Source organism: uncultured Anaerococcus sp. (assembly GCF_963510915.1).
Lineage (GTDB): Bacteria > Bacillota > Clostridia > Tissierellales > Peptoniphilaceae > Anaerococcus.
The window spans coordinates 1-25,613 of sequence record NZ_CAUPHG010000014.1 but is presented as its reverse complement, the minus strand read 5'-3'; the positions used below and the strand labels follow the sequence as shown (position 1 = coordinate 25,613).

The window sequence follows — 25,613 nt, the reverse complement described above, 5'->3', positions numbered from 1 at the left end:
AAAAACTTTTTGCTGAATACACAAAATACGACAAAATCCTTGATAAACCAATCTTCACAGCCTATTTAATCTTAGGCGATACAGAAGTAAATGAGATAGGAAAGTCAGAAGCAAGTCTAAATGACCTCCTAGAAGATTTGGGGGCTCAAATAGAAAAAAATATAGAAGCCTAGGTGATAATAGTGAAAACTATCTTATTAAAATTAACAGGTCCCATGCAGTCATGGGGAACTTCATCTCGTTTTGAAACGAGGATGAGTGACTATTATCCATCCAAATCTGGAGTAATTGGGATAATAGCCGCAAGTCTTGGTTATAGGCGAGAGGAAGATGAGAAAATACAAAAACTCAATGACCTTAATTTTGCTGTGAGGGTTGACCAAGAAGGAGTTCTAAAAAAAGACTACCACATAGCTAGAAAAGTAAAGCCAAGTGGAGAACTTGAAAGAACCTATGTAACAAATCGTTATTATATGGAAGATGCGGTCTTTGTCGTAGCTATTTCTCACGAAGATGAGGGGTGGATGGATGAGATTCTTCAAGCTTTGAAATACCCATATTTTCAACCTTTTATGGGCAGGCGTTCTTGTCCATTGCCAGGAAGTTTTATCTTGACTACAAGTGAAAAAGGTCCAATAGAGGCCCTGGAAAACCTAGATTGGCAGGCTGCTAATTGGTATAAAAAGAAAAATAAAAATTATCGCGCAGATATTTATGCAGATAAAGATCTCTTGCCAGAAAATCCTCACACAATTAGAAACGACAGAGTTGTTTCTTTTTCACAAAAGGAGCGTAAGTTTGGGCCTAGATTTGAGGCGAGAATGAGTATCGTGCTAGCAAAAAGCGAAAATAATCCACCAGACTTTTACGCAAGTGTATAGGGGTAAGACATGTATTTATCAAGAGTAGAAATAGATATAAACAACAGAAGGAAGATGAAAGATTTGACCCACCTCGGTTGCTACCACGCTCGGGTAGAGGATTCTTTTCCAGAATTTTCAAAAGAAAATCGCTCTAGAAAACTATGGAGAATAGATAATATTTATGACAAATATTACCTCCTTATCCTAAGTGAAAATAAGCCTGATATAGCAAAGCTTGAAAAATACGGCTTAGATTCCTCAGCGGAAGTCAAGACTTATGATGAATTTCTAGATTCTTTAAAGGAAGGAATGAGGGCGAAATTTAGGATAAAACTAAACACAGTTAGAGCCTATAAAGATAAGGAAAATCCAACAAAGCGTGGGCGAATTATGCCAGTGCCAAATGAAAAGTTAAATGAATTTTTAATTGATAAGGCAACAAGAAATGGCTTTGAAGTTAGGCTTGGTGAATTTGAGATAAGTAAGATAGAAAAAGAATATTTTATGCATACCGACAAGGGTGAAATTAAAAAATCGAGAAAAAATCTTGTAAGTGCGACTTATGATGGTCAACTTACTATTATAGACTTAGAAAAATTCAAAGAAGCCCTAGTAAATGGTATCGGCAAGAAAAAAGCCTACGGTTGTGGGTTTTTGACAATAATACCAGAAAAATGAAAAATATAGCAGGGGCAAAAAAGACAGAATTATCAGAACTGCCAAGGATTTCTGATAGGGTAAGTTTTATCTATGTCGAACATGCAAAGATAAATAGGATAGATAGTGCAATCACAGTTAGTGACTACAGGGGTGTTGTTAATATTCCTGTATCCCTTATTGGAGTCCTTTTGTTAGGGCCAGGCACAGATATCAGCCACAGAGCCATGGAAATTCTAGGGGATGTTGGTACATCTGTAATTTGGGTAGGTGAAAGGGGAGTCAGGCACTATGCCCACGGCAGAAGCCTTGCCCATTCGACTAGGTTTTTGGAAAAACAAGCTAAATTAGTTTCAAATAAAAGGATGCGACTTGCTGTTGCTAGGAAAATGTACGCTATGCGTTTTGAGGGTGAAGACGTGTCAAACCTAACCATGCAGCAACTTCGTGGCAGAGAGGGATCGAGGATTAGAAAAGTTTATCGTGACTATTCCAAAAAATTCAATATAAAATGGGAAGGAAGAGATTACAAGGTTGATGATTTTGAGGATGGAGATCCCGTAAACCAGGCTCTCTCTACCCTAAATGTGTCCTTGTACGGAGTCTGTCACAGTGTTATAGTTGCCTTGGGCATGAGTCCAGGACTGGGCTTTGTCCATACAGGCCATGACAAGTCTTTTGTCTACGATATAGCCGACCTCTACAAGGCAGAAATCACAATTCCCCTAGCCTTTGAACTCGCATCTAAACACAAAGAAGGCGACGATATTGGAAAGCTCGCTAGACTTAGCCTTAGGGATAAGATGGTCGATGGGAAATTAATGAGAAAAATTGTAGAAGACCTACAATATCTGATGGATGTGCCAGTTGATGAGAGATTAGAGATAGATTCCATTGAGCTTTGGGATGATAAGGATACAAACGCCAAATATGGCATATCTTACAGAGAGGATTAGAATGCCACTAACAGTAATAACCTTAAAAAATTCCCCGCCATCACTAAGGGGAGACCTCACAAAATGGATGCAAGAAATATCAACAGGAGTCTATGTAGGAAATTTTAATTCAAAAATAAGGGAAAAGCTACGGGACAGAGTAGTAGAAAGCGTAGGAAGCGGCGAAGCCACAATGACCTACGCCGCAAGAAACGAAATTGGCTATGACTTTGAAACTCATAATTCAAATAAAATACCAATAGAGTATGACGGAATTACTTTGGTATTTACACCAACAAATCCTAAAGAAAGTAAAAAAGAAAATAGACTTGGCTTTAGCAAGGCCGCTAAAATGAGAAAGGCAAAAAAATATTCTGGATTAAAATCCCAGGAAAATACCAAAGCTTATGTAATAATAGACTTGGAAACGACAGGTCTTGACCCGATAAATGATAGGATAATTGAAATAGGGGCCGTAAGAATTGGCAAAGTAAATAAGGAATATTCTACAATTGTAAGACAGGAAATAAAGATTCCGGAAAAAATAAGTGACCTAACTGGAATAAGTGATGAAGATTTGAAAAACGGGGAAAAAGAAGAAATAGCCATAAATAATTTTATTAATTTCATAGGAAATGAAACCCTAATAGGTTATAATATAAACTTTGACATAAAATTTATAAATGAGGCCTTAAAAAGACAGGAAAAGCCTAAAGTCAAAAATATGACCTATGATGTCATGAAATATGTAAAAAATGACAAACTATTTCTCAAAAATTATAAGTTAGAAACTGTGGTAAAAGAATACGGGATTGAAGAAACAGTGCCACACAGAGCTCTAGGAGATGTGAGGATAATTCAAAAGCTAATAGGAAAGCTAGACAAACTTAGAAAAAGGCTAGAAAAGCAAAGTGAATGAAATAGTCTAGAATCAGTATATCAATTGGCTAAATAATGGGATCTTTTTAATGTGGTACCCGCGCAAGCGGGGATGATCCCCAAGTCTCCGCATTGATGTAGTCATTAATTGCGTGGTACCCGCGCAAGCGGGGATGATCCCTAAAGCTATGGAAGTTAAGTCCCCTCCAGATGGTGGTACCCGCGCAAGCGGGGATGATCCTGAGAAAGTATTTAATCATGTATACAAAACCTCGTGGTACCCGCGCAAGCGGGGATGATCCTGTATCAGGTATATACTCTTTTTCAAGCTTGCCGTGGTACCCGCGCAAGCGGGGATGATCCTAGTCCGGAAAAAATCCAGCCCTAAGCATCACCGTGGTACCCGCGCAAGCGGGGATGATCCCTTTAATATAAGAATGGTCGAAAAGATAATAGCGTGGTACCCGCGCAAGCGGGGATGATCCCCTGCCATCTGAAATCACAGTAACTGAAGACAAGTGGTACCCGCGCAAGCGGGGATGATCCCTACACTATAGAAGAAGTAAGAAGCGGAGAAAAGTGGTACCCGCGCAAGCGGGGATGATCCCGCCAAGTTCGCCCGAAATTTATATAATCACTAGTGGTACCCGCGCAAGCGGGGATGATCCCATCTAAAATTAGTTACACTTTAACATTCTACCGTGGTACCCGCGCAAGCGGGGATGATCCTACAACTATAATTTTATTTTTCTTACACTTACAGTGGTACCCGCGCAAGCGGGGATGATCCCGGGGTACTTATGGTATCTGACTTTAAGAATTTGTGGTACCCGCGCAAGCGGGGATGATCCCTATCTTTCATATCTTATCCTTTCTTAAAAAGTGTGGTACCCGCGCAAGCGGGGATGATCCCCTTGATTGATGCTTATAATCGTGAGCAATCTAGTGGTACCCGCGCAAGCGGGGATGATCCTTCATCATTATTTAAGTAAATAATTTTACCGTCGTGGTACCCGCGCAAGCGGGGATGATCCCATTTAAGAGAAACCATTCTCTTATAAGTGGGGGTGGTACCCGCGCAAGCGGGGATGATCCCGGAGATAGCTGGAGCTATGTATGACGCCTTATGTGGTACCCGCGCAAGCGGGGATGATCCTATCATAAAAGAAATTGAAAAAAATCTTGAATTGTGGTACCCGCGCAAGCGGGGATGATCCCCCAGCCCCCGATTTTACCAGGTAGACCAGCCAGTGGTACCCGCGCAAGCGGGGATGATCCCTAAAAAAGTTCCACCACCTAAAGCCATTAGTCGTGGTACCCGCGCAAGCGGGGATGATCCCGCGATTTAGCATTTGAACTTTATAGAAAGTCAGTGGTACCCGCGCAAGCGGGGATGATCCCTGTTATTGATAATATTTTTTATCAACTAAAGTGTGGTACCCGCGCAAGCGGGGATGATCCTGAAGAAGTAAAGGTAATTGATAGAAAAAAGATGTGGTACCCGCGCAAGCGGGGATGATCCTGAAAGATTTATTGATTAGAGATATTAATTTGCGTGGTACCCGCGCAAGCGGGGATGATCCCTCTAAAGGTAAATTCTCATCATTGAGTACCTCGTGGTACCCGCGCAAGCGGGGATGATCCTAAGAAAGTGATATCAGTAATCAGTGAAACCAAGTGGTACCCGCGCAAGCGGGGATGATCCCCAGCTTCATTTTTGATTGATAGGGAATTTTTAGTGGTACCCGCGCAAGCGGGGATGATCCCCGCACTGATGTAGGTAGGGTAAGCCGTCTCCAGTGGTACCCGCGCAAGCGGGGATGATCCTGGATAAATAGGAGCTTGCTTTGTTCCTGCATTGTGGTACCCGCGCAAGCGGGGATGATCCCTTCCGCTTCACCTTTTTGAACGCTCTTAAAAAGTGGTACCCGCGCAAGCGGGGATGATCCTGATGCGTCTTATTATTTTACTGTGATTTGTGAGTGGTACCCGCGCAAGCGGGGATGATCCCCGGGTCTTGCCCATAAGTAAACCTTAAGTAAGGTGGTACCCGCGCAAGCGGGGATGATCCTAAGTACGAGCGTATCAATTACGATTATGACAGGTGGTACCCGCGCAAGCGGGGATGATCCTGTAATTAGGTCAGAGTTTGAAAAACAAACTGAGTGGTACCCGCGCAAGCGGGGATGATCCCCTGACGTATCGGAAGTTACAATCTATAACTTAGTGGTACCCGCGCAAGCGGGGATGATCCCAAAGAGAGCGTGTGCTATTGATTTTTTTTACCGTGGTACCCGCGCAAGCGGGGATGATCCCTTACCTCAAATTTTAGGTTCCAAGGCTCCCATGTGGTACCCGCGCAAGCGGGGATGATCCAGTGAAGGCGGACAAAGCGAAAAAGAATCCAAGGTGGTACCCGCGCAAGCGGGGATGATCCCAAATAAAAAAATAATTGCCCTTTCATTTTATTGTGGTACCCGCGCAAGCGGGGATGATCCCACAAAGGAGTAATTATGGAGGAAAGAATACCTGTGGTACCCGCGCAAGCGGGGATGATCCCCTTGTTAGAGGGTTCTTCAAATCTTCTTTCAGTTCTACCCGCACACGCGGGATTTATAATACTTAAATTATAGTTTTCTATTATGTTTAAACCAGGCCGCAAAGGGTATAATATTAATGGAAGTATTAATACTTTTTTGATTCGATTTTTATTAATTATCTATTTTTTTCAAAAATCATTTCTTAAATTATTTTCAATTTTTAATTCTACTGTTATCAATTTTTAACTATCAAAATTATATTATATGAAATTCAAGTCGACTTATTTACAGAATTTTATTTATTAAATTCAGATTTTAAAAACAAGAATGTTTCAAGATCCAACTAATGTTGTTGGTTAATTAAGTGAGGAGCAGGTATGTATAATTACTGTATAGCATATGATGATGGGAATACTTTGATTAGATATAGTAAAGGTGGCATGATAGAAAGATACGATGTTTCTAATAAAAAATGGATTTTTGATATAGAGATGGCTGCTATTTTTACTGACAAGATGCCTTCTAGGCCCATAAGTGAGGACGAAGCTAATAGTATCATTAACGAAAGCAATGAGAATAGGTGATATAAAATGGAAGAATACAATTATCATATATCTAAAGAATTGAATAATCTTTTGATTAGGGAAGGAAAAAATTTTCTAATTCAAAAATATGATCCTGATGCGAAGGATTGTATTACTGATTGGGATATGCTTGCTATTTATACGGGTAGGATTATGGCTATTCCAATATCTAGGAAAGATGCGATGAGTATTATTGAAAATAGAGGTAAAAATGGAAAATAACTATAAAATTAAAATAATTTGTGAATACGAAAAAGAAAGACAAGAATGGGAGGCTTTGAGTCCTGAAGAACAAAATGAATGGCAGCTTACAGCTGATTACTTAAAGAAGGAGTGGCCGGAGATAATAACTGGTGACACGCTTGGCTTTTGGCAAGTTGTAGGTATGAATAATTCGGGAATGTAGCTTGTTATTATTTGTAATAGAAGGTGAATTTTCTTAATAAGTGAGATTAGTAATGAATAGAGAATATTTAATAATGAGAATAGCACTGGGGGATACAACTGCTGAAGATAATAATATCACTCTTACAGAAGAAGACAAGGAAGCTATCGAGTGGTACAAAAAGGAGTCTGAAAAGGCTAAGAAAGAGGGCAGGCATATTGTTTTTTATGCTCCTGATATGGATTAAACTTTTTGTAGGATTATTTTTGAGTTTATAAAAGATAGGGGATTGAAATGAATAGGGAATATTTAATTATAGGTATAGCGCTCGGGGAAGAAAAAGTTGATGATTATGATATAACACTCACAGAAGAAGAAAAAGAACGAATTAAGAGATACCAGGAAGAAAGTGCCAAGGCCAAGAAAGAGGGGAGGCATATTGTTTTTTATGCTCCTGATATGGATTAAGCTTTTTTAATGATTGTTTTTGAATTTATAGGATATGGGAGATGAAAAATGAATAGGGAATATAGGATAATGATGATTGCTTTATGCGAAGGCACGCCAGAAGACTATAACGTAGAACTAACAGAAGAAGACAAAGAAAGTATAGAATGGTACAAAAAAGAGTCTAAAAAAGCAAAAAATGAAGGCAAAAGCATAGTTTTCTATGCCCCAGATGAGGATTAGTTATGAATAGAGAATTAACACCAGAAGAAGAAAAAGAATATTCGTTTTTATTTAAAAAATTAATGCATACAGTGTTTACAATGAGTAAAAAAGATTGGGAAAGGTTTGGTGAGTTAAGCGAAAAAAAGTATGGGACTGCCGAGGAAATTGCTGAAGAAATAAGGGAAAATAGAAGGAGATTTTATAAGTTTCAAGAACAATTGAGTAAAAAGCAAAAAAACAAGTGAGATTTTCTAATAATACATCTATAAATGATTTGAAATCTCAGATTAAAAAATAAATCAAAAAGGCAAAACCATTTATTTTGGTCTTGCCTTTTTTGATTTATAAATCTAATTAGAATGAAATATGGTATCTCATTGCTATAAAGCATAGGACTACGGCTAGGGGTACGAAGATGAATTTGCCTGTGTAATACCAGACAGATCCGTACTTGCCTTCTACGCTTTTGTTTACTTCCGCTAGGAGCTCGTCTTTTTTGATTATCCAGAACCAAGTGATAGCACCGATTATTCCGCTGATTGGAAGGATGTAGATGGTTACTATATCCATCCATGGGCCCCATTTTGCTATCGGTTCTATAAATATACCTACTAGGTAGATAATTGTAATTAAGGCTATTAGGACAAGTTTTCTTTTTAAATGTGGAAACCTATACACTATGGCTTCGGTTATGGCTTCTAGCATGGATTGGATTGATGAGATGCCTGCAAAGACTACAGCTAGGAAGAGAATTATGCCATAGAGTCTTCCTAATGGCATGGCCTTTAAGGCTTGGGGCAAGACTACAAAGAGTAGTTTTGGTCCGCTTTCTGGTGAAAATCCGTAGGCGAAACAAGCAGGTAGCATGACAAAGGCTGAAATCATTGCCGATAGGGTGTCAAGTCCCATGGTGATGGTAGAAGCTCTTATAACATCTTCATCATCTGGCAAGTATGAACCATAGACTACCATTACTGTCCCTACCAAAGATAGGGAAAAAAAGGCTTGGCCCATGGCTGCAACCCAAGTTTTGATATCTCTTAGTTTATTCAAATCCATGTTAAAGATAAATTTATATCCGCCTAGGGCTCCTTCTAGGAAAAACACCCTGACAGCTAAGACTAAAAAGAGAATAAAAAAGAGGGGCATGATTAGCTTGTTGGTTTTTTCTATCCCCTTTGTTTCGTAGGCAAGGGCAAAATATACTAGAACCATCAAGATAAAATGTGGGATGATTACCCTAAAGTCATTAGTCGATATAGATTCAAACCAAGCGGCACTTTCCACTGAGAAGAGTTCGCCAGAGATTGTATCAAACAAAGCCTTTAGGACGTAAGTAATAACTACAGCATAGCCAATTGATAAGAGTCCTACCCCCACCATTGGCAGCCACCTAATGATATTTCCAAATTTTTCTATATTTCTTTCTTTGTAGGCTTCTTTATAAACGACCATTGGCCCTGACTTATATTTTCTACCTATAGCATTTTCTGCAGCAAGACCAACTCTGCCAAAGATAAAAGCGAATAATAAGTAGGGCAAAAGGAAGGCAAATCCGCCGTTTGCTCCTAATTGATAGGGAAAGGCCCAAACATTAGCAAGGCCTACAGCCGAGCCTACACAAGCCATGATAAATCCCCATTTTGAAGAAAATTTATTTCTGTTTTCCATAATAACTCCAATATAAGATATTGCGATTTACGCTTAATACTCTAATTATAATTAATTTCAGTAAATAATCAAGCGGACGGAGATATTTGATAAATATGTAAGAATATTTCAAAACTAATTTAAAGATGGGAGAGATTTAGGGTATAATGAATCGAGAAAAGGAAAAATTATGAAAATAAAAAGATTTTTTGCCCTAATCTTTGTTTTTGCCGTATCATTGGTGGCTAGTAAGTTTGTTTTTGATTTTCTAGACCAAAGAACAAATTCTCAGACTTACGCTAATGGTGGGTTATTTGAAGATCAGGCAGTTAAAACAAGTAAAGATGAATATTTAATACTAATGGTTGGTGTTGACCAGGCAGCAGGTGAAGAAGGCAACGAAGATTTCACCCGTACGGATACAATTATGCTAATGAAGGCAAATGTGAAAGACGGCACAATCAAAATTTTGTCAATTCCGAGAGATTCTAGGGTTCTTGTAAGAAATTCTTATGACAAGGTCAACCACGCCCACGCCTTTGGTGGTATTGAGCTAACTCTTCAGAGTTTGAGAAATTTCCTAGGTCTTGATATTGACTACTATGTCCAAATCAACTACAAGGCCCTAGTTAATATTGTTGATGCCATTGGTGGAGTTGATTATGAAGTGCCAGAGGGTGTTAATATCAAAAAATGGACCCTTAATGTCAAGCCAGGTATGAATCACTTTAATGGTACTGATACAATGTGGTATCTAAGAGCTAGACATATATATGAAAATGGAGATATAGGCAGGGTTCATGCCCAACAAGATTTTGTTAAGGCAATGGTAGACCAAGCGGTCAAAAAATCAAGCCAAATGAACCTAATGACTGTGATTTCTTCTTACATCAAATATGTAAAAACAAATCTACCAATGAGCGCTATAGTTGACCTAGTAAAAAATATACCAAATTTCTCATCTGATAAGGTAGAAACCTTTATAGTTCCAGGCAATGGAGCCTATATAAATAATATTAGTTATTATATACCGGATGAAAGAGGAACATGGGATATAGTTGATAAGGTCTTTGCAGACTTTAAACTTAGAAAATGGAAGGAAGAAGACTCAGGTCTACCTGAATCAAACCACTCTAGTTTTGAATATGATGCACCAGTTAACTTCCTGCCTAATACAAATAGCAATCAATCCTATGAGCCAGAATATAACTACAATAATTTTGGTAATACCTATGATTATGATGAGCCAAGATGGGAAGAACCTAGCTCAAAACCAAATCCAACTTACCAAGAAAATAAATCTGAAACAAGCACAGGCAATAATGAAGCAAGTCCGAGAGAGGAAAAAACTCCAGAACCACCAGCTACCAAAGAACCTCCATCTGATCCTGGAGTGATTGAATACCAACCAGGCTTAAATTCAGACCAATCATCTGGCGACAAAGGAGATAGCGAATAGTAGGAAAATTTATGATTAGCAAAAGACGTGAAAGAAAAGACGAACATATTGAAAATTACCTAAAAACTTCTGGTCATAATGACCCGCTTTTTGATGATATATATCTTGACCATAACAGTCTTTCAGATATAAATTTTGATGAAATCGACACCTCGATTGAGTTTTTGGGCAGGAAAATCTCTATGCCCCTTATGGTAAATGCCATGACTGGGGGAGGAGAATTAAGTGCAGACATTAATGAAGACCTATCATCAATTTGCCAAAGCCTTAATATCCCAATGGCAGTAGGTAGTCAGACAATTGGCTTAGAGGATGAGGAAGCTTCTGAGAGCTTTACCCTTATCAAAGAAAAAGACCTTGTAAGAATAGGAAACCTAGGTGCAGAAAGAAGCCTTGAAGACTTCAAAAATGCAGCGGGCATGATTGATGCCCACGCCATTCAAATCCACCTAAATGTAGCCCAAGAACTTTTTATGCCAGAAGGCGACAAGGATTTTAGAGGCTATTATGACAATATTAAAAACTTGCTCAGCCAACTTGATGTGCCAATAATTGTCAAAGAAACTGGCAATGGACTTTCAAAAGAGGTCTCAAAGAAGCTTATAGGTGCAGGCGTAAAATACCTAGATGTCTCAGGTAGTGGTGGTACAAACTTTATAGAAATAGAAGATATGAGAGATTTTGTATCAGACTACAAGGAGTTTTACAATTGGGGAGTGCCAACAGCCAAGGCCATAATAGATGCAAGAAGCCTATCAAAAGATGTTTTTATTATAGGATCTGGCGGTATAAAAACCGCAGTTGATATGGCAAAGGCGATAATAATAGGCGCTGACATGACAGCCTTAAGCGGTGAAGCCTTGAGATATCTCCTACTTGGTAGCTATGAAGCGTGTCTTGATTATTTAAAGGATATGAATAAAAGATTAAAAATAGTCATGGCTCTTTTAGGAGTTAAAAATATAGCAGAATTAAAAAAAGTAGATTATAAGCTAACCGGCAGGCTAAAAGACCTAGTTGATTAAAAATATATAATAACCAGCAAGACCTATAATTATTAGGACCTTGCTGGTTTTTTATTGTTTATGTTTTGATAAAAAAATAGGAAAGGAGATTAATAGCAAAAAATGACCTGGGGATGGATAAGTAATAAATATTGTAAATATTTTACAAACCATAGCCAAATATAGTAAAATTAAGGAAAGAAAAGTGCAAGGAGGATATTTTGAAAAAGAAAAGAGCTTTATCTTTAATTGTAGCAAGTGCAATTTTTTTAGGTCAACTCACACCTATAGCTTTTGAACCTAAGCAGGTAGTTGCTTCTGAAAACAAGCACCAAGACAAGAGTCCAATAAATAATACAGAGAAAACAAAAAAAGAAAATCTTACAAGCGGTGAAAGAGCTGCCTCATCTCCTGCCTTAGCAAATACAGACCCACAAACAAATCCTAGTGAAAACCTAGTTGTTAAAACAAGTTTAAAACCAGTAAATAATTTTATCTACGACTACCTTGATTCTTATAATAAGGAAACAGAGTGGGAATTTCTTATAAAAAATGAATCTGACAAGGATATTTACTTGGGAGAAATCCTAGATGCCAACCTAGATGAAAATTCGCCTATCAAAACTTCAAAAAATCTTAGGCTCAGAGGTTTTGAGTTATACCCAGTTGGGTTTAGAGAAGAAAGCAGAGCTTTTGTTAGTGGTTTTAAGTATAGTTATTTAAATATGAAAGATTCCTCGACAGGAGTGGTTTTAACAAGAACTTCAGAACCATTTCGTAGTCAAGGCTTTGTCAATTCCGAAGCCTGTGAACCTAAGATAAGTTTTATAAAACCAGTTTGCATCAAAAGTGATGAATACTTAAAAATAAAGTTTACTACCAAAATTTTTGTTGAAGATCGAAAATATCCTTTTAGTCCAGAAAAATGGAAGAGGCATGCCCATTTAACCGAAAAAGACAATAAAAATCTACTAAACACCGACCACACCTTTGCTCTTAAATGCAAATTTTATTTTGACAAGGAAGGCGAGAATCCAATTACAGGCCAAAATGGGGGAGAAAATTTTAATGACCAAGCTTCTGCTAGTATGAAAATTACTGGCAAAATTGCCGATTTAAGTTTTGGTCAAGAGGCTAACAAAACCTACCTAAAAAAATCTAATCAAAATAACTATGAACAAGTAAATGGAACTCCTGACCTAGCCACTGGTGATACAGTGAGATTTATAGGCAATGTAAAACTTTCTAATATAAAAAATGACTACAAGGAAGTCTTAGAAAGGGCAGACAAAGAGCAATATTTAATAAATCCTAGTTTCTTAATTGAAGAAGATGCGACTGACAAGACCTTGGAAGAGAAATTATATTTGAGAGCAAATGAAAGATCAAATCCAGTTGAGCTTACCAGCACAAGTTTTAAAGAAGATGGCAAAACCTATAAAAAATTTGATTTTCCAACAAGTGGACTTGCGAAATTTATGGAAAGTTTTGACCTAATCTATGATGTAAAATTCATCAATCAAAACCGACCATCAAAATTTGATAAGAAAATAAAACTTGTTTACGCCAACCCTAATGAAGTAAAGCCAACTAGCTCTAGTTTGGATGAGCTTTTTATAACTTGCAAGGCAAACTATGAGGACGCCAAAGAAGTCCACCAAGTTGTTTTCAATACCGGGGATTTGGTAGATCTTCCTAGTCAAAGTGTTGGCAACAATGAAAAAATCCAAAAGCCAGAGGACCCTAGCAAGGAAGGATATAGATTTGTAGCTTGGTTTGCTGATGAGAATTACACAACAAAATTTGATTTCGATAAACCAATAACAAAAGCCACAACCATCTACGGCAAATTTGTCAAACAAATTGGAATAAGCTATGAATTTAAGAGTGGGACAGCCGGCCATGACCTTCCTAAATCTATCAAAGACCAAGCCCAGAGCATAGAGCCAGTCATGGCAGATGAGGGAAAAACCATCAATGCCCCTACTAAACAATTTGAACCTATCACAGTTGATGATGGGACTTGGACCTTTGCTAGTTGGGATAAGACTTACCTTACTCTTTCTGAGCTAGGCGAGAACAAATTTATAGGAACTTGGACCTTTAAGAAAAATAAAAAAGAAACCGACCCAGATCAAGGTGGGGGCAGTACCCAAAATCCTAACCAGGGAGGAAATGAAGGCTCTGGAAATCCGAGTGAGGAAGATCATAAGGGAAATAACACTGACGAAGAAAATCCAGGCTCAACTACCAATCCCGAAGAAAATAATAATACAAGTGACAGTTCTACTACAACCGACAATACACCAAGTCCAAATAGTGGTGATAAGGAAGATGAAAATAAAACAGATGGCGAAGAAAATAAAGAGCCAAATGAGGGTGTAATTAGGGTAAACACTGATATTTATAGGCCGATTCCAAAGGGCTATCAGAGGCTATATTTCATACCTGGTGAGGATGGGTATTTAAAATACAATCCAACCTTTGACTATGGACAGATAATCGCCTTTGATATCAAGGAAACATTAACCTTAGCCCAAGCCAAAGCCCAAGATAAGGGACTTATCATCCCTACAGTAATTCCAAGGGATAAGTCAATGAAATTTGTTGGTTGGAGTCCAAAACTCCAATCAGACGAGGACTTTGTTGAAGGAATGAAATACACAGCCTTGTATGAAATAATCGACCAGGACCAAGCAAAACCAGCTGACCCTAAGCCTAAAAAAGATGAAACAGACAAGCAAACAAATAAAACTGATGATGAGGCTACAAAGACAGCTAATAATGAAAAGACCAAAGGCAAGTTAGTAGAAGCCGACCAAAGCTTAGCAAAGCCAAGAAGGGATAAGGCTAATAAAAATCAAAGCCCAAGGACAGGTGTAGGTGGCTTAGAGCTTGTAAGCACAATCTTAACCCTATCAAGCGCAGGCTTATACCTAAGCAAAAAAATAAGGAAGACTAAAAACTAATCATTATAAAACTCAAGGAAATTTCTTTGAGTTTTTTTGATATTTTGGGTATAAAATATTAATAATATTTTTCTGGCAATTAATTTTGGAGTTTTCCACGAAGAAGCTTTAGATTCCATGGCTTTTTATCCACCTAGTCATCAAAACCATCTTGATTGCCGCTGGCTAATATTATATAATATAAAAAGAGAGAATATGTTTAAAATTTGTAATTTAGAAAAAAGTAAACAAAGAAGGAGAGAGTATGAAAAATAAGAAGTCTAGCATTTTAGTTGCTGCCTTATCTATTTCATTTGTTCTTAGTAGTCAAACAGCTTTGGCTACAGAGGATTTAGATAACCAGTCTAGTTATGTAAGTGGAGTTGATGAGAGTGCTGATCAAACACAGTCTGCTAGCATCTTTAGTAAAGAGCAAATAAAAAAGCTCACTGATGAAGGTTTTAGTGAAAAAGAAATAAAAGACTTGGAAAATGATGCCAAGGAAAAAATGGCTTCAGACAATGAGTTTGACCTAGATAAATTTATTGAAGAAAAAATAAAGGCTAAGAGAGAAAATAAGGAAGTCCTTGAACTTGGAAATGAAGTTAATCCAGAATCACAGACATCTGGCGATACAAGTGCGCAAGGAAGTATAGACGCTACATCAAGCGCAACCTACTACAATAAAGCAAACTGGGAAAATAAGATCAAAGATAAATCTCGTTGGAAGGTTGGCGATAATCAAAAACTTGTAAGAGTTACAACATCAGAACCAGTTCAAATGAACGACATCGACTACGATGGTAACTTTGTCGATGCCAACGGTAGAACCGTACTTAGAATGGTTTACAAGGAAAAGGGTGGAGCAGCAACTGGTGTTTGGTACAGAGCTATATTTAACTTTGGAGACCTTGACCAATACATCGACTACGACAAGTCCTACATGGTTGGTGTAAATATCGCAGGTAACGAAGCTAAAAGGGGAAATCTAGAACCATTTAATGAGGGCAAGGAGAGAATTGTTGACCTAGGCGTATTGAGAGGGGACTTAACAAATCAAAGAAAGAACCTTCCTATCAACCTAGTTTTAAAAGAAGGCGTAACAATTGAAAAATTAGGTCAAAAAAACTACATTGTTCAAATGAGACTTGCTGACACTAAGGGTGAGAGAATCTATGCTTATGCTCCAAAGGGAACGTCCATGGACTATTCCACTTATACCAAGACAACATCAGTTTCTCTTGAAGATAAGGTGAACAGACTATTTATTAAAGGTGGCTACCAAAAAGACGGCAATAATGCTACTGCTCAAGAATTTGTTATGTCGGAATTTATTGCCAATCCAGACCAATACAAGGACGAAAAGAATCTTGGTATAATCAGAACTCAATATACAGGTCAAACCAATACCATAGTAAGAGAAACAGTTGGCGGACAACCAATTGCCTTTACCCAAGTCTTTGACGCAAACCTTCTTAACTATTTGAAGGAAGATGACGCTGGCAATGTAGCCTATGTTAATGTTCTTGAAAATTCAAGACTTAAATCAAAATGGTCACACAATTTTGGTATTAAGAAAAAAGACTTTAACAAATCAGCAGATGGTAAGCTTGCCTACCTAGTTATTGGTACCCATGACTTCCAAAAAGATGGAGTTAACAAGGTTGAGATACCACAACATGACCAATACTCAATGATATCCGGCTTCTACATCACAGCCATTGACTATGTTGTAGACAAGGGTAAGTTTGAAGATACATTTGCAGGTAAAACTGCTGGTATCGATAAAACTAGAAAGCTTAATTACTCAATGATATCCGGCTGGACCAATCCAAATAAAGACGGTTGGGTTACCTATGAAAAAACATATGACGACGGATATGTAGCTCATGAAGGCGAATCTTTTATAATAGACACAACTACTGACCCTACAGATGGCCAAATAATGCTTCAAATCGGTAACGAAGATGCCATCATTAGAAAGCAACAAGGCTACTATTCTTACTATATAACTGGTAGTAAGGGTATTGAAACCATCGAAAAATATGCAAATGGTATCTATAAGTTTGACCTTAGAGAAGGTGCTACTGTAAAACCTGGAGACAAGATAAAAGTTTACATGCCATACGCAAAAGACCATGACAAGCCTGTAAACTTCCTTGAAATCCACAACGGAACTAAGCTAAACGAAGGTGGAGCAACCCTAACCTTACAAAAAGATAGAAATATCAATATGCACATATATACTGATAAACCAAGGGGAGCTTCATTTAAGTTAAAATACACTCTAAAAGGTGAAACAGAGGAAAAGTCACTTACTTTCACTACACCTAAAATAGGAACGCTCTGGCAGTTCAAAGATACTGATGGAGTTTTAACAGGATTACCAAATAGATCCATACTAAACTCCGCTGGAAACTTCTATATTAATACAAAAAAATTAGAACCAGGAAAAGATATTATTGTAGAAGCATATGATGAAAATGGAAAAGAAATTGTTGAGAGAAAATCTTGGTTTAAGTATAGACCTCTAGAAAAAGCTCAAGAGACTGTTAAGGAACTTACATGGACTGACCACTCAGACAAATCATCAATCCTTTCTATCAACAAGTCGCTCTACACTCCATATCAACAAATCTTTACAAATGATATAGCAGAGGGTGAAGATGATACTTACAAGAACCCAAGAGCTTTTAAAGGTAATAATGACCAATTCTTAAAAGATACCTCTGAGATTGTAGGTTATACCAAATATGACGGTGGTAAGGTAAGAACCCTGTTTGAAAATTATGCTGATAAGCTTAATTACCTATATGCCAAAGTAGAAGCTGACGAAAATGAATACGATAAAGATGGCAACTTAGTTGGTGAAGATGTAAGTAAGATGATTACTATTCCTAAGTCTGACATCTTCGACCCACACTTTAATGATGATAAAAAGGAATATAGGGCTTATCAATATAGGGTTGACCTTGCTAAAATGCTCACCTATCATTCAATAGATAAAACTGAAAAACAACTTAAGTTATTAAAGGACATGAAGTTTGTTTCTACTGCATCTGACGGATCATCACTTCCTTCTGACCTTTACGAAACAAGAGTTAGGACTAGGGTATTATTTGATGCAAATACTGGTAGTTTTGCTGATGGTAAAGATAAAAAAGTAAAAATAGCTCCAGATAACGTAAAATTCTATGGCGAAGAAGGCTATGTGGCAAATGGTTTTGAGGGTGCTAATGTTGAAGCAAATACTGGAGATAAATTCCCAGAAGCACCAAGTCTAGAAAGCAAGAACTTCTTAGGTTGGGTTACTGAAGATGGTAAAAAAGCTTTAGGAAATAAGGCAGTTGTTACAGCTGATAAATTCAATGCACTATCAAAAGAACAAATCTTTACTAATGAAACACCAATAACAAAACACTTAGTTGTTTATGCTGTTTATTCAGAAGATGTAGCAGTTACTTTTGATGCAAATCAAGGTAAGTTTGGTGACGGTAAGGACACAAGTAATGTTAAGGTTGAAGATGGAAAGGTAACAGCACCTACACCAACAAGAGATGGATTCACATTCAAGGGTTGGGCAGATACAAAAGGTGCTACTGAAGCTGATACTAACATTTTAAATAATGTAACTGCACCTAAGACTGTATATGCAGTTTGGGAAAAGACTGACAAAGATCCTTTAACTTTAAATAATCCAGAAAAAGTTGAAGTTAAAGATACTAAATCATTATCATCAGATGAAATTGACAAGGTTAAGAAAGCAGTTGCTGAAGCAAATAAAGACAAAGGAATAACAGAAGCTGATGTAACAGTAGCTAATGACGGAACAGTAACAGTTACAAAAGGTGGAAAGACTGGCACATTAGCATCAGACAAGACAATTAAACAAAAAGAAGTTCAAAACGAATTCAACCCACCAAAGGAACCAGTTAAGGTTGATAATGCAAGTTCATTAACTGATAAGGAAAAACAAGCTGTTAAAGATGCTATTAAGGAAACTAACCCGGAAAGAAACTTTACAGATGACGACATCACAGTAAATGATGACGGATCTGTAAAAATTAACCAAAACGGTAAGACAGGTTCATTTACACCTGATCAAACAGTCGTACAAAAAGATACAATACTTGATTTGACCGCTCCAGAAAAAACTGAAGTAAAAGATACAACTGATTTAACTCAAGCAGAAAGAGATAAGGTAGCTGCAGCTGTTAAACAAAAGAACAATCTTGCTGATGGTGATAAAGTTGAAGTTGATAGCAAAGGTAATGTAACAGTAACAACTGCTGATGGAAAGCAAACTGGAACTTTAAAAGCTGAAGACACAGTAAAACCATTTGATAGAGCTGGCAAAACATTAAATGACCCAGCCATAACAACAGTATCAAATCCTGCTCAACTTACTGATGCAGAAAAACAAGCTGTTAAAGATGCTGTTAAAAAAGCAAACAAAGACTTAGACTTCAAAGATGAAGAAATCCAAGTTGCTGCTGATGGTACAGTAACAGTACCAATGGGAACAGATGGAAATAAAACTATCGAAGCTGATAAGACTGTTAGACAAGCTAAACCTAGTGACAATAAAATTCCTTTAAAAGCACCAGCAAAAACAGAAGTTGCAGATAAGTCACACTTAACAGACGATGAAAAGAATGCAGTAATAGCAGCTGTTAAGGAAGCAAACCCAAGCTTAAAAGATGATGGTTATAATATCGAAGTTTCTGATGACGGAGCTGTAACAGTAACACAAGGAACTGGAGACAATCAAAAAGTTGGACAACTTTCACAAGCCGATACAGTTCTTGAAAAACTAAAAGCACCAACTGTAGAAGCAGTAGCTGACGGTAGTGTAAAAGTATCACCAAATAATAAAGAATCTGATACACTAGAAATATCATTTGGAGGTCCAGCAACAATTGTTACAGCAACAAAAGGTGCAGACGGTAATTGGACACTAGCAAATGGAACAGACCCAAATATCAAGATAGACAAAGAAACTGGTACAGTAACAATCCCTGCTAGCATGCTATCTAAAGGTGAAGAAGTAAAAGCAAAAGAAAAAGCTGACACACAAGTATCACCAGAAGCTACAGGAAACTCAAACGATACAACAGCTCCTGAAAAACCAGCTGTAAAAGTTGAAGACAATGGAGATGTAACAGTAACACCACCAACAGATGCAGATACAAAGAGTGTTACTATAGAATACAAAGACCAAGATGGACATAATCAAACACTTGTAGCTACAAAAGAAAATGGAGAGTGGAAGCTTCCAGAAGGCACAGATGCTTCTATAACAATAGATAAAACAACAGGTGTTGTAACACTTCCAAAAGATAAAATCAAAGCTGGCGAAAAAGTTACAGCAAAAGCAAAGGATGCTAATGATAACGAATCAGCTGCAGGAGAAGCTACACCAGGGACAAATGTAAAAGCGCCAGCAACACCAGTAGAAGTAGCAAACTCAAAAGCATTAACACCAGAAGAAAAAGAAAAAGTTAAGAAAGCTGTTGAAGATGCAAACAAAGATGGTGAAGGCAATAGCACATTACCAGAAGGCGCAAAAGTTGAAGTAGCAGACGATGGAACAGTCACAGTCAAAGACAAAGACGGCAATACTATTGGAACAATAGAACCAGCTAAGACAGTAAAACAAGATGAAACAAAACTAGCTGTTAAAGCACCAACACCAGTAGAAGTTGCAGATCCAGAAAATGTTAAAGAAGACGAACAAGACAAAATCAAAAAAGCCATCAAAGATGCTAACCCAGATCTAAACTTACAAGATACAGATATCACAGTTGACAACAAAGGTAATGTAACAGTAACAAAAGACGGTAAGAGTGCAACATTAACACCAGCCCAAACAATTAAGAAAGCTGTGGAAATCAAAGCACCAGCAACACCAGTAGAAGTAGCAAACTCAAAAGCATTAACACCAGAAGAAAAAGAAAAAGTTAAGAAAGCTGTTGAAGATGCAAACAAAGATGGTGAAGGCAATAGCACATTACCAGAAGGCGCAAAAGTTGAAGTAGCAGACGATGGAACAGTAACTGTAAAAGATAAAGATGGCAAACCAATTGGAACAATTCCAGCAGATAAAACTGTTAAGAAAGCTAAAACCAATAATAATGGCCATGGCTCAACAGGTGGAACAACAGATCCAAGCAAGCCAGGTGAGGAAAATCCAAACAAACCAGGTAAGGAAGATCCAACTAAACCAGGTAAGGAAGATCCAACTAAACCAGGCAAGGAAGATCCAAATAAACCAGGTAAGGAAGATCCAAATAAACCAGGTGATGATGGTAAGCATGAAAGAACTCCAAACCTACCAGATGAAAAGGTAAAGGTTAAAGATGTAGATAATTTAACTGAAGCTGAGAAGAATGCTATCTTGAAAGCAGTTAAGAAGGCAAACCCAGATGCTATCAAAGTTGAAATGGATGATAAGGGCAATGTTGTCCTTACCTTCAAAGACGGCGTTTCAAAAGCCTTACCTTATAGAAGACTTGTAGAAAAAGCTGAAAAAGGTGCAGTAGCTATGCCAGCTAAGAACAAGGATTCAAAGGTGAATGCAGCTAGCAGGAAACGCAACCAAGCAGGCGCTAAGAATGTTAAGACTGGTGTCGGCTCTGTAAGCGGCCTAATAGGCTTAATGGGTACTGCCCTAGCAGGACTATTTGCAACAAAGAAAAAAGAAGATGAAGATAAGTAAGATTTAACTTCTGAATAAGAAACTCAAGGTTTTAGGACCTTGAGTTTTTTTGTATTCAAATGAGTTGATCAAAGGAAAAGGATCAAAGACAACTACCAATGAAGCAGGTGGAGGAATTTGCTTTAAGGCACAAAGAACCCCTTTATTTAATTATAAGCACAATCAAAAATGAGCATTCATTGATGAAATATCACATAGAAGATTGAGAATGTCATTGTATTTATATCTTAAAGACACTGTTGGGACTGCTTGTGAAGATTTTGCTTTTTATTAAAATTAATAATTATACCTAATTTCAACTAGGAAAATATTTGTAGGTAAAAATCTATGCAGAACATTTCTGGGAATGAGTTAAGTTTTTTGGTATTTCGTCTTATTTTCACCGCTTGTTAATCGGTATTATTCCTTCTAAAATTTTTATAGACGCTTATTTATGAGCAGATGTAAGTGGGTTTTGATATTTTTTGCATATTAATGCACGGACTCAATTTGCATATATAATCAAAACGTTATAAAAAATATATATAATTCAATGGCTTTTAAAGTTCAAATTTACAAAAACGTTTTACTTTTGAAAATCATAGGCTTCTAGAAATTTATCCACTTATACCTACAAATAGTTATAAAAATTACCTTGATATTGGTGATTTTTGATGTTATAATCTATCCGTTGAATAATTATTAATATGATAGGAGATGTTAAAATGTTTAAAATCAATGTACCTTACGATCATACAAGTATGGAGGTCGTATTAGAAGATAAAAATTTTGCAGGCAAACTAGAAGGAAAACAAACTCACTACGAGGCAAGTAAGTCCCAAGAAGAGCTGGTTGAAGATTCTCTAGATAATCCAATCGGACAAAAGAAACTAGAAGAACTTGTTGTTGGTAAAAAAGATATAGTAATTATTAGCTCAGACCACACTCGCCCTGTTCCTTCAAAAATTATTACACCTATTCTACTAAGGAGAATACGCAGTGCTAACCCAGATGCCCGCATCCGTATTCTTGTAGCAACAGGCTTCCATCGTCCATCAACTAGGGAAGAATTAATAAATAAATACGGTCAAGAGATTGTAGATAACGAAGAAATTGTAATGCACGTCTCAACAGATGATAGCTCAATGAAAGAAATCGGAACTCTTCCAAGTGGTGGAGCTTGCATAATCAACAAAATCGCTGCAGAATGTGATTTGTTAATTGCTGAAGGATTTATTGAAGCTCACTTTTTCGCAGGATTTTCTGGTGGAAGAAAATCAGTTTTGCCAGGGGTTGCTTCTTATAAAACAATCATGGCTAACCACAGTGGTGAATTTATAGATGATAAACATTCAAGAACCGGAAATATAAACCACAATTTAATCCATGAAGACATGGTTTATGCAGCAAGAAAAGCAAATCTTGCCTTCATTATTAATGTTGTATTGAATGGTAAACACGAAATTATCGGTTCTTTTGCAGGTGATATGGAAGAAGCTCACAAGGTTGGTTGTGATTTTGTAAGGAAACTTGCCAGCGTTAAAAAGATTGATTGTGATATAGCCATTACTACAAATGGTGGAGCTCCTCTTGATCAAAATATTTACCAAGCTGTAAAGGGTATGACAGCTGCTGAAGCAACTGTTAAAGAAGGTGGAGTAATCATTAGCTGTTGTGCTTGTGGTGATGGTCACGGTGGTGAAGGTTTCTATCACAATATTGCCGATGTAAAAGAGGCAAAAGAATTTGAAGATATGGCTATTAATACCCCAAGATTAGAAACTGTGCCAGACCAATGGACTTCTCAAATTTTTGCCCGTATCCTTTCTCACTACCATGTAATTTTGGTATCTGACAAAATAGATGAAAAACTTGTTACTGACTTACACATGCAGCTTGCAAGAACTATGGATGACGCTTTGAAATTAGCCTTTGATATAATGGGCGAAGATGCTAAAGTAGTAGTTATTCCAGATGGTTTAGGCGTAGTTGTTGAAGCTTAATAGTAAGGAGCGAATATGATTTCAAAATTAATAGCAGAATTTTTAGGAACTGCCCTTATGATTATATTTGGTGTGGGCGTTCATTGTGATGAGGTACTTAACAAGGCTAAATACCAAGGATCAGGCCATTTGTTTGCCATTACAACATGGGGATTTGGTATCACTATAGTTTTAGTAGTATTTGGGGATGTATGCATTAACCCAGCCATGGCATTTTGCCAGGCTATCCTAGGTCTTATACCATGGTCCTACTTTATACCATATGTTATAGTTGAATGTTTGGGAGCGTGTGTCGGAGCTTTAATTTGTTATGTCTTATACAAGGATCAATTTGATTCATCCCTAGACATTGACCCAGTTAAGGTAAGAAATATATTTTCAACAAACCCTATATTTAGAAACCTTCCTAGAAACTTCTTTGTAGAGTTTTTTGCAACTTTTATTTTCTTATCATCAATATTAGGTCTTGTTAAAAACCAACCAAATTTTGTGCCAATAGGTGTTGGTTTGTTAGTATGGGCAATTGGTATGGCATTGGGTGGTCCAACAGGATTTGCTATGAATCCTGCCAGAGACCTAGGTCCAAGACTTGCTTATAGCCTACTACCAATCAAAAACAAAACAGATAATGATTGGCAATACGGCCTAACAATTCCAGGCATTGCCCCATATGTAGGTGCAATTGCAGCTGCCCTATTTGCTAAGTTCTATCTTGGTTTTTAGGAAAAATATTCTATGTAAAAGCTTAGGCCTTTGACCTAAGTAAAAGACCAAGTAATTTAATAATGATTTAAGCGGAATTTATCTTAATATAAGAGACATTCCGCTTATTTTTTATTAAGATATTTTTAATTTCAGAGTCAATTCGTGATTGGTCCAGAGTTTGTGGGATATTTCCCAAGTCCAACAGAGCCGTCTCGAACCTAGGAAGAGCAAGCCCGTCGGCTCATGGAGACGGGAGAAATCTCATAAAGGACCAGAAAATTCGAAGAGAAATTATCAAATTCATGAGATACCTCCTCCACATGTGGTGTCGTTTGGGAAGGCGCTGGGTTTTTGCTTTGGCTGGGGATTTCTTTTGTTTTCTTGATGGTGTGTAAAACTTTGACTTTACCATAATATATCTTGTCAAGGGTTTAGATTCGTGTTATAATTATATTAGGAAAACGGAATCTAAAGATACTAGTCGGGTGGCTGGTTGATAATAAGGACTTTTGTTGACATAGGTGTCAGCACTAGTCCTTTTTTGAAAGAAATTTATTAGGAGAGATTATGGAAAAAGTAAACGTTAACAACGAGATTAATACTTTGAAGAAAGTTATGCTCCACAGACCTGGTGAGGAACTTCTAAATCTCACACCTTTCTTGCTTGAGGAACTCTTATTCGATGATATACCTGACCTTGCCAAGGCCCAGGCTGAACATGACGAATTTGCAAAGATTCTTAGGGATAATGGGGCTGAGGTTGTCTATCTTGAAGACTTGATGGCAGAAACTCTTGATGCTAATGAGGGTCTTCGTGATAGGTTTTTAAGTCAATACCTAGAGGAAGCTGGTATTAACAATGAAAATCTTTATAAGGAGTGTGAAGCCCTTCTTAAATCAATCAAGGACACCAAGACTTTTGTAGAAAAAACCATGTCTGGCATTACCCTTAAAGAAGTTGGTGGTTTTACAAGTAAGGATAAGATTATTAGCAACAAGTCCTATTCAGCTATCTATCCTATGCCAAACTTATATTTTACAAGGGATCCATTTTCTTCTATAGCTAATGGAGTTTCTATTAACTGTATGCATACCAGGACTAGACGTAGGGAAACTATTTACGCTTCGTATATTTTCAAATACCACAAAGAATATGGTGGTACAAGGGATTTTTATGGAAGAAATTCTGGCCACTCTATAGAAGGTGGGGATATCTTAAATATCAATAAAAACCTTGTGATGGTTGGTATTAGCCAGAGAACAGAGCTTGAATCTATTAAAAAACTTGCGAAAAATTTAATCTTAGCCGATGACAATGAAGTTAAGGAAGTGCTCGCAGTTAATATCCCTGCTGAGAGAGCTTATATGCACCTTGATACTGTATTTACTCAGATTGACCATGATGCTTTTACCTACCATCCAGGCATCATCAGCACCTTCCACGCTTATCGTTTTACAGCTAGTGACGGGGAGCTTGTATCAGAACAACTTGATAAGAGCCTAGAAGACTTACTAAAAGATGCCCTAGATCTTGATCATGTGAAGCTTATCCCATGTGGGGGCGGGGACCCTATCGCTGCCCTTCGTGAACAATGGACAGATGGATCAAACACCCTAGCCATCGCTCCAGGC

General features: G+C 37.5%; 19 protein-coding genes and 1 CRISPR repeat array. Of the genes, 18 read left to right on the top strand and 1 reads right to left on the bottom strand.

All coding sequences use genetic code 11. The annotated features are described in order from the left end of the window. Window positions 1-182 precede the first annotated feature (182 nt). From cas5e to RQ893_RS02300, 11 genes are all read left to right on the top strand, one after another. Complete coding sequence (gene cas5e / locus RQ893_RS02350; protein WP_311481446.1) at window positions 183-881, top strand: type I-E CRISPR-associated protein Cas5/CasD; 699 nt, start codon at window positions 183-185, stop codon at window positions 879-881. Between the two features lie 9 nt (window positions 882-890). Then, window positions 891-1,541, top strand: a complete 651-nt coding sequence (cas6e, locus tag RQ893_RS02345) for a type I-E CRISPR-associated protein Cas6/Cse3/CasE (protein ID WP_311481445.1) — start codon at window positions 891-893, stop codon at window positions 1,539-1,541. Further along, window positions 1,538-2,476, top strand: a complete 939-nt coding sequence (cas1e, locus tag RQ893_RS02340) for a type I-E CRISPR-associated endonuclease Cas1e (RefSeq protein ID WP_311481444.1) — start codon at window positions 1,538-1,540, stop codon at window positions 2,474-2,476. The genes cas6e and cas1e overlap by 4 nt, the downstream gene beginning before the upstream one ends. Then, window positions 2,427-3,374 carry a type I-E CRISPR-associated endoribonuclease Cas2e gene (gene cas2e / locus RQ893_RS02335; protein ID WP_311481443.1) on the top strand — a complete coding sequence of 316 codons (948 nt, stop codon included), beginning with the start codon at window positions 2,427-2,429 and terminating at the stop codon, window positions 3,372-3,374. The genes cas1e and cas2e overlap by 50 nt, the downstream gene beginning before the upstream one ends. A 51-nt stretch (window positions 3,375-3,425) precedes the next feature. Next, window positions 3,426-5,893: direct repeats of the CRISPR family, unit length 28 nt; unit sequence GTGGTACCCGCGCAAGCGGGGATGATCC. A gap of 358 nt (window positions 5,894-6,251) precedes the next feature. After that, complete coding sequence (locus RQ893_RS02330) at window positions 6,252-6,458, top strand: hypothetical protein (protein WP_311481442.1); 207 nt, start codon at window positions 6,252-6,254, stop codon at window positions 6,456-6,458. A gap of 6 nt (window positions 6,459-6,464) precedes the next feature. Further along, window positions 6,465-6,680, top strand: coding sequence for a hypothetical protein (locus RQ893_RS02325; protein ID WP_311481441.1), 216 nt, complete (start codon window positions 6,465-6,467; stop codon window positions 6,678-6,680). Next, on the top strand, window positions 6,670-6,864 hold the full coding sequence (locus RQ893_RS02320) for a hypothetical protein (RefSeq protein ID WP_311481440.1): 195 nt from the start codon (window positions 6,670-6,672) through the stop codon (window positions 6,862-6,864). The genes RQ893_RS02325 and RQ893_RS02320 overlap by 11 nt, the downstream gene beginning before the upstream one ends. Before the next feature lie 52 nt (window positions 6,865-6,916). Next, window positions 6,917-7,090, top strand: coding sequence for a hypothetical protein (locus RQ893_RS02315; protein ID WP_311481439.1), 174 nt, complete (start codon window positions 6,917-6,919; stop codon window positions 7,088-7,090). A gap of 47 nt (window positions 7,091-7,137) precedes the next feature. Continuing rightward, window positions 7,138-7,311, top strand: coding sequence for a hypothetical protein (locus tag RQ893_RS02310; RefSeq protein WP_311481438.1), 174 nt, complete (start codon window positions 7,138-7,140; stop codon window positions 7,309-7,311). 48 nt (window positions 7,312-7,359) lie between these two features. Next, window positions 7,360-7,533 carry a hypothetical protein gene (locus tag RQ893_RS02305; RefSeq protein WP_311481437.1) on the top strand — a complete coding sequence of 58 codons (174 nt, stop codon included), beginning with the start codon at window positions 7,360-7,362 and terminating at the stop codon, window positions 7,531-7,533. Window positions 7,534-7,535: 2 nt separating this feature from the next. Beyond that, window positions 7,536-7,760: a hypothetical protein gene (locus RQ893_RS02300; RefSeq protein ID WP_311481436.1), complete on the top strand. Its 225-nt coding sequence runs from the start codon at window positions 7,536-7,538 to the stop codon at window positions 7,758-7,760. A gap of 109 nt (window positions 7,761-7,869) precedes the next feature. Here the strand turns inward: RQ893_RS02300 and RQ893_RS02295 are convergent, their stop codons facing one another. Then, window positions 7,870-9,186: a sodium-dependent transporter gene (locus RQ893_RS02295; RefSeq protein ID WP_311481435.1), complete on the bottom strand. Its 1,317-nt coding sequence runs from the start codon at window positions 9,184-9,186 to the stop codon at window positions 7,870-7,872. 169 nt (window positions 9,187-9,355) lie between these two features. Here RQ893_RS02295 and RQ893_RS02290 point away from each other — a divergent pair, with 169 nt between their 5' ends. The 7 genes from RQ893_RS02290 to RQ893_RS02260 all read left to right on the top strand — a co-directional run. Then, the gene (locus RQ893_RS02290) at window positions 9,356-10,624 is read left to right on the top strand and encodes an LCP family protein (RefSeq protein ID WP_311481434.1); all 1,269 of its coding nucleotides are present in this window, start codon (window positions 9,356-9,358) and stop codon (window positions 10,622-10,624) included. 11 nt (window positions 10,625-10,635) lie between these two features. Continuing rightward, complete coding sequence (gene fni / locus RQ893_RS02285; protein ID WP_311481433.1) at window positions 10,636-11,649, top strand: type 2 isopentenyl-diphosphate Delta-isomerase; 1,014 nt, start codon at window positions 10,636-10,638, stop codon at window positions 11,647-11,649. Between the two features lie 200 nt (window positions 11,650-11,849). Beyond that, a complete protein-coding gene (locus RQ893_RS02280; protein ID WP_311481432.1) occupies window positions 11,850-14,597 on the top strand; it encodes an SHIRT domain-containing protein in 2,748 nt (915 codons plus the stop codon). Window positions 14,598-14,841: 244 nt separating this feature from the next. Continuing rightward, complete coding sequence (locus RQ893_RS02275; RefSeq protein ID WP_311481431.1) at window positions 14,842-21,294, top strand: InlB B-repeat-containing protein; 6,453 nt, start codon at window positions 14,842-14,844, stop codon at window positions 21,292-21,294. 704 nt (window positions 21,295-21,998) lie between these two features. Beyond that, complete coding sequence (gene larA / locus RQ893_RS02270; RefSeq protein ID WP_311481430.1) at window positions 21,999-23,276, top strand: nickel-dependent lactate racemase; 1,278 nt, start codon at window positions 21,999-22,001, stop codon at window positions 23,274-23,276. A 15-nt stretch (window positions 23,277-23,291) separates the two neighbouring features. Then, window positions 23,292-23,999, top strand: coding sequence for a D/L-lactic acid transporter LarD (gene larD, locus RQ893_RS02265; protein ID WP_311481429.1), 708 nt, complete (start codon window positions 23,292-23,294; stop codon window positions 23,997-23,999). A 549-nt stretch (window positions 24,000-24,548) separates the two neighbouring features. After that, window positions 24,549-25,613: arginine deiminase family protein (locus RQ893_RS02260; protein ID WP_311481428.1), on the top strand; the 1,065-nt coding region annotated here is incomplete at its 3' end.

What these genes read in the sequence shown, in the direction of transcription:
- cas6e (WP_311481445.1), top strand. Translation starts at nt 891, where the DNA reads ATGTATTTATCAAGAGTAGAAATAGATATAAACAACAGAAGGAAGATG.
- cas1e (WP_311481444.1), top strand. Translation starts at nt 1,538, where the DNA reads ATGAAAAATATAGCAGGGGCAAAAAAGACAGAATTATCAGAACTGCCA.
- cas2e (WP_311481443.1), top strand. Translation starts at nt 2,427, where the DNA reads ATGATAAGGATACAAACGCCAAATATGGCATATCTTACAGAGAGGATT.
- RQ893_RS02330 (WP_311481442.1), top strand. Translation starts at nt 6,252, where the DNA reads ATGTATAATTACTGTATAGCATATGATGATGGGAATACTTTGATTAGA.
- RQ893_RS02325 (WP_311481441.1), top strand. Translation starts at nt 6,465, where the DNA reads ATGGAAGAATACAATTATCATATATCTAAAGAATTGAATAATCTTTTG.
- RQ893_RS02320 (WP_311481440.1), top strand. Translation starts at nt 6,670, where the DNA reads ATGGAAAATAACTATAAAATTAAAATAATTTGTGAATACGAAAAAGAA.
- RQ893_RS02315 (WP_311481439.1), top strand. Translation starts at nt 6,917, where the DNA reads ATGAATAGAGAATATTTAATAATGAGAATAGCACTGGGGGATACAACT.
- RQ893_RS02310 (WP_311481438.1), top strand. Translation starts at nt 7,138, where the DNA reads ATGAATAGGGAATATTTAATTATAGGTATAGCGCTCGGGGAAGAAAAA.
- RQ893_RS02305 (WP_311481437.1), top strand. Translation starts at nt 7,360, where the DNA reads ATGAATAGGGAATATAGGATAATGATGATTGCTTTATGCGAAGGCACG.
- RQ893_RS02300 (WP_311481436.1), top strand. Translation starts at nt 7,536, where the DNA reads ATGAATAGAGAATTAACACCAGAAGAAGAAAAAGAATATTCGTTTTTA.
- RQ893_RS02295 (WP_311481435.1), bottom strand. Translation starts at nt 9,186, where the DNA reads ATGGAAAACAGAAATAAATTTTCTTCAAAATGGGGATTTATCATGGCT.
- RQ893_RS02290 (WP_311481434.1), top strand. Translation starts at nt 9,356, where the DNA reads ATGAAAATAAAAAGATTTTTTGCCCTAATCTTTGTTTTTGCCGTATCA.
- fni (WP_311481433.1), top strand. Translation starts at nt 10,636, where the DNA reads ATGATTAGCAAAAGACGTGAAAGAAAAGACGAACATATTGAAAATTAC.
- RQ893_RS02275 (WP_311481431.1), top strand. Translation starts at nt 14,842, where the DNA reads ATGAAAAATAAGAAGTCTAGCATTTTAGTTGCTGCCTTATCTATTTCA.
- larA (WP_311481430.1), top strand. Translation starts at nt 21,999, where the DNA reads ATGTTTAAAATCAATGTACCTTACGATCATACAAGTATGGAGGTCGTA.
- larD (WP_311481429.1), top strand. Translation starts at nt 23,292, where the DNA reads ATGATTTCAAAATTAATAGCAGAATTTTTAGGAACTGCCCTTATGATT.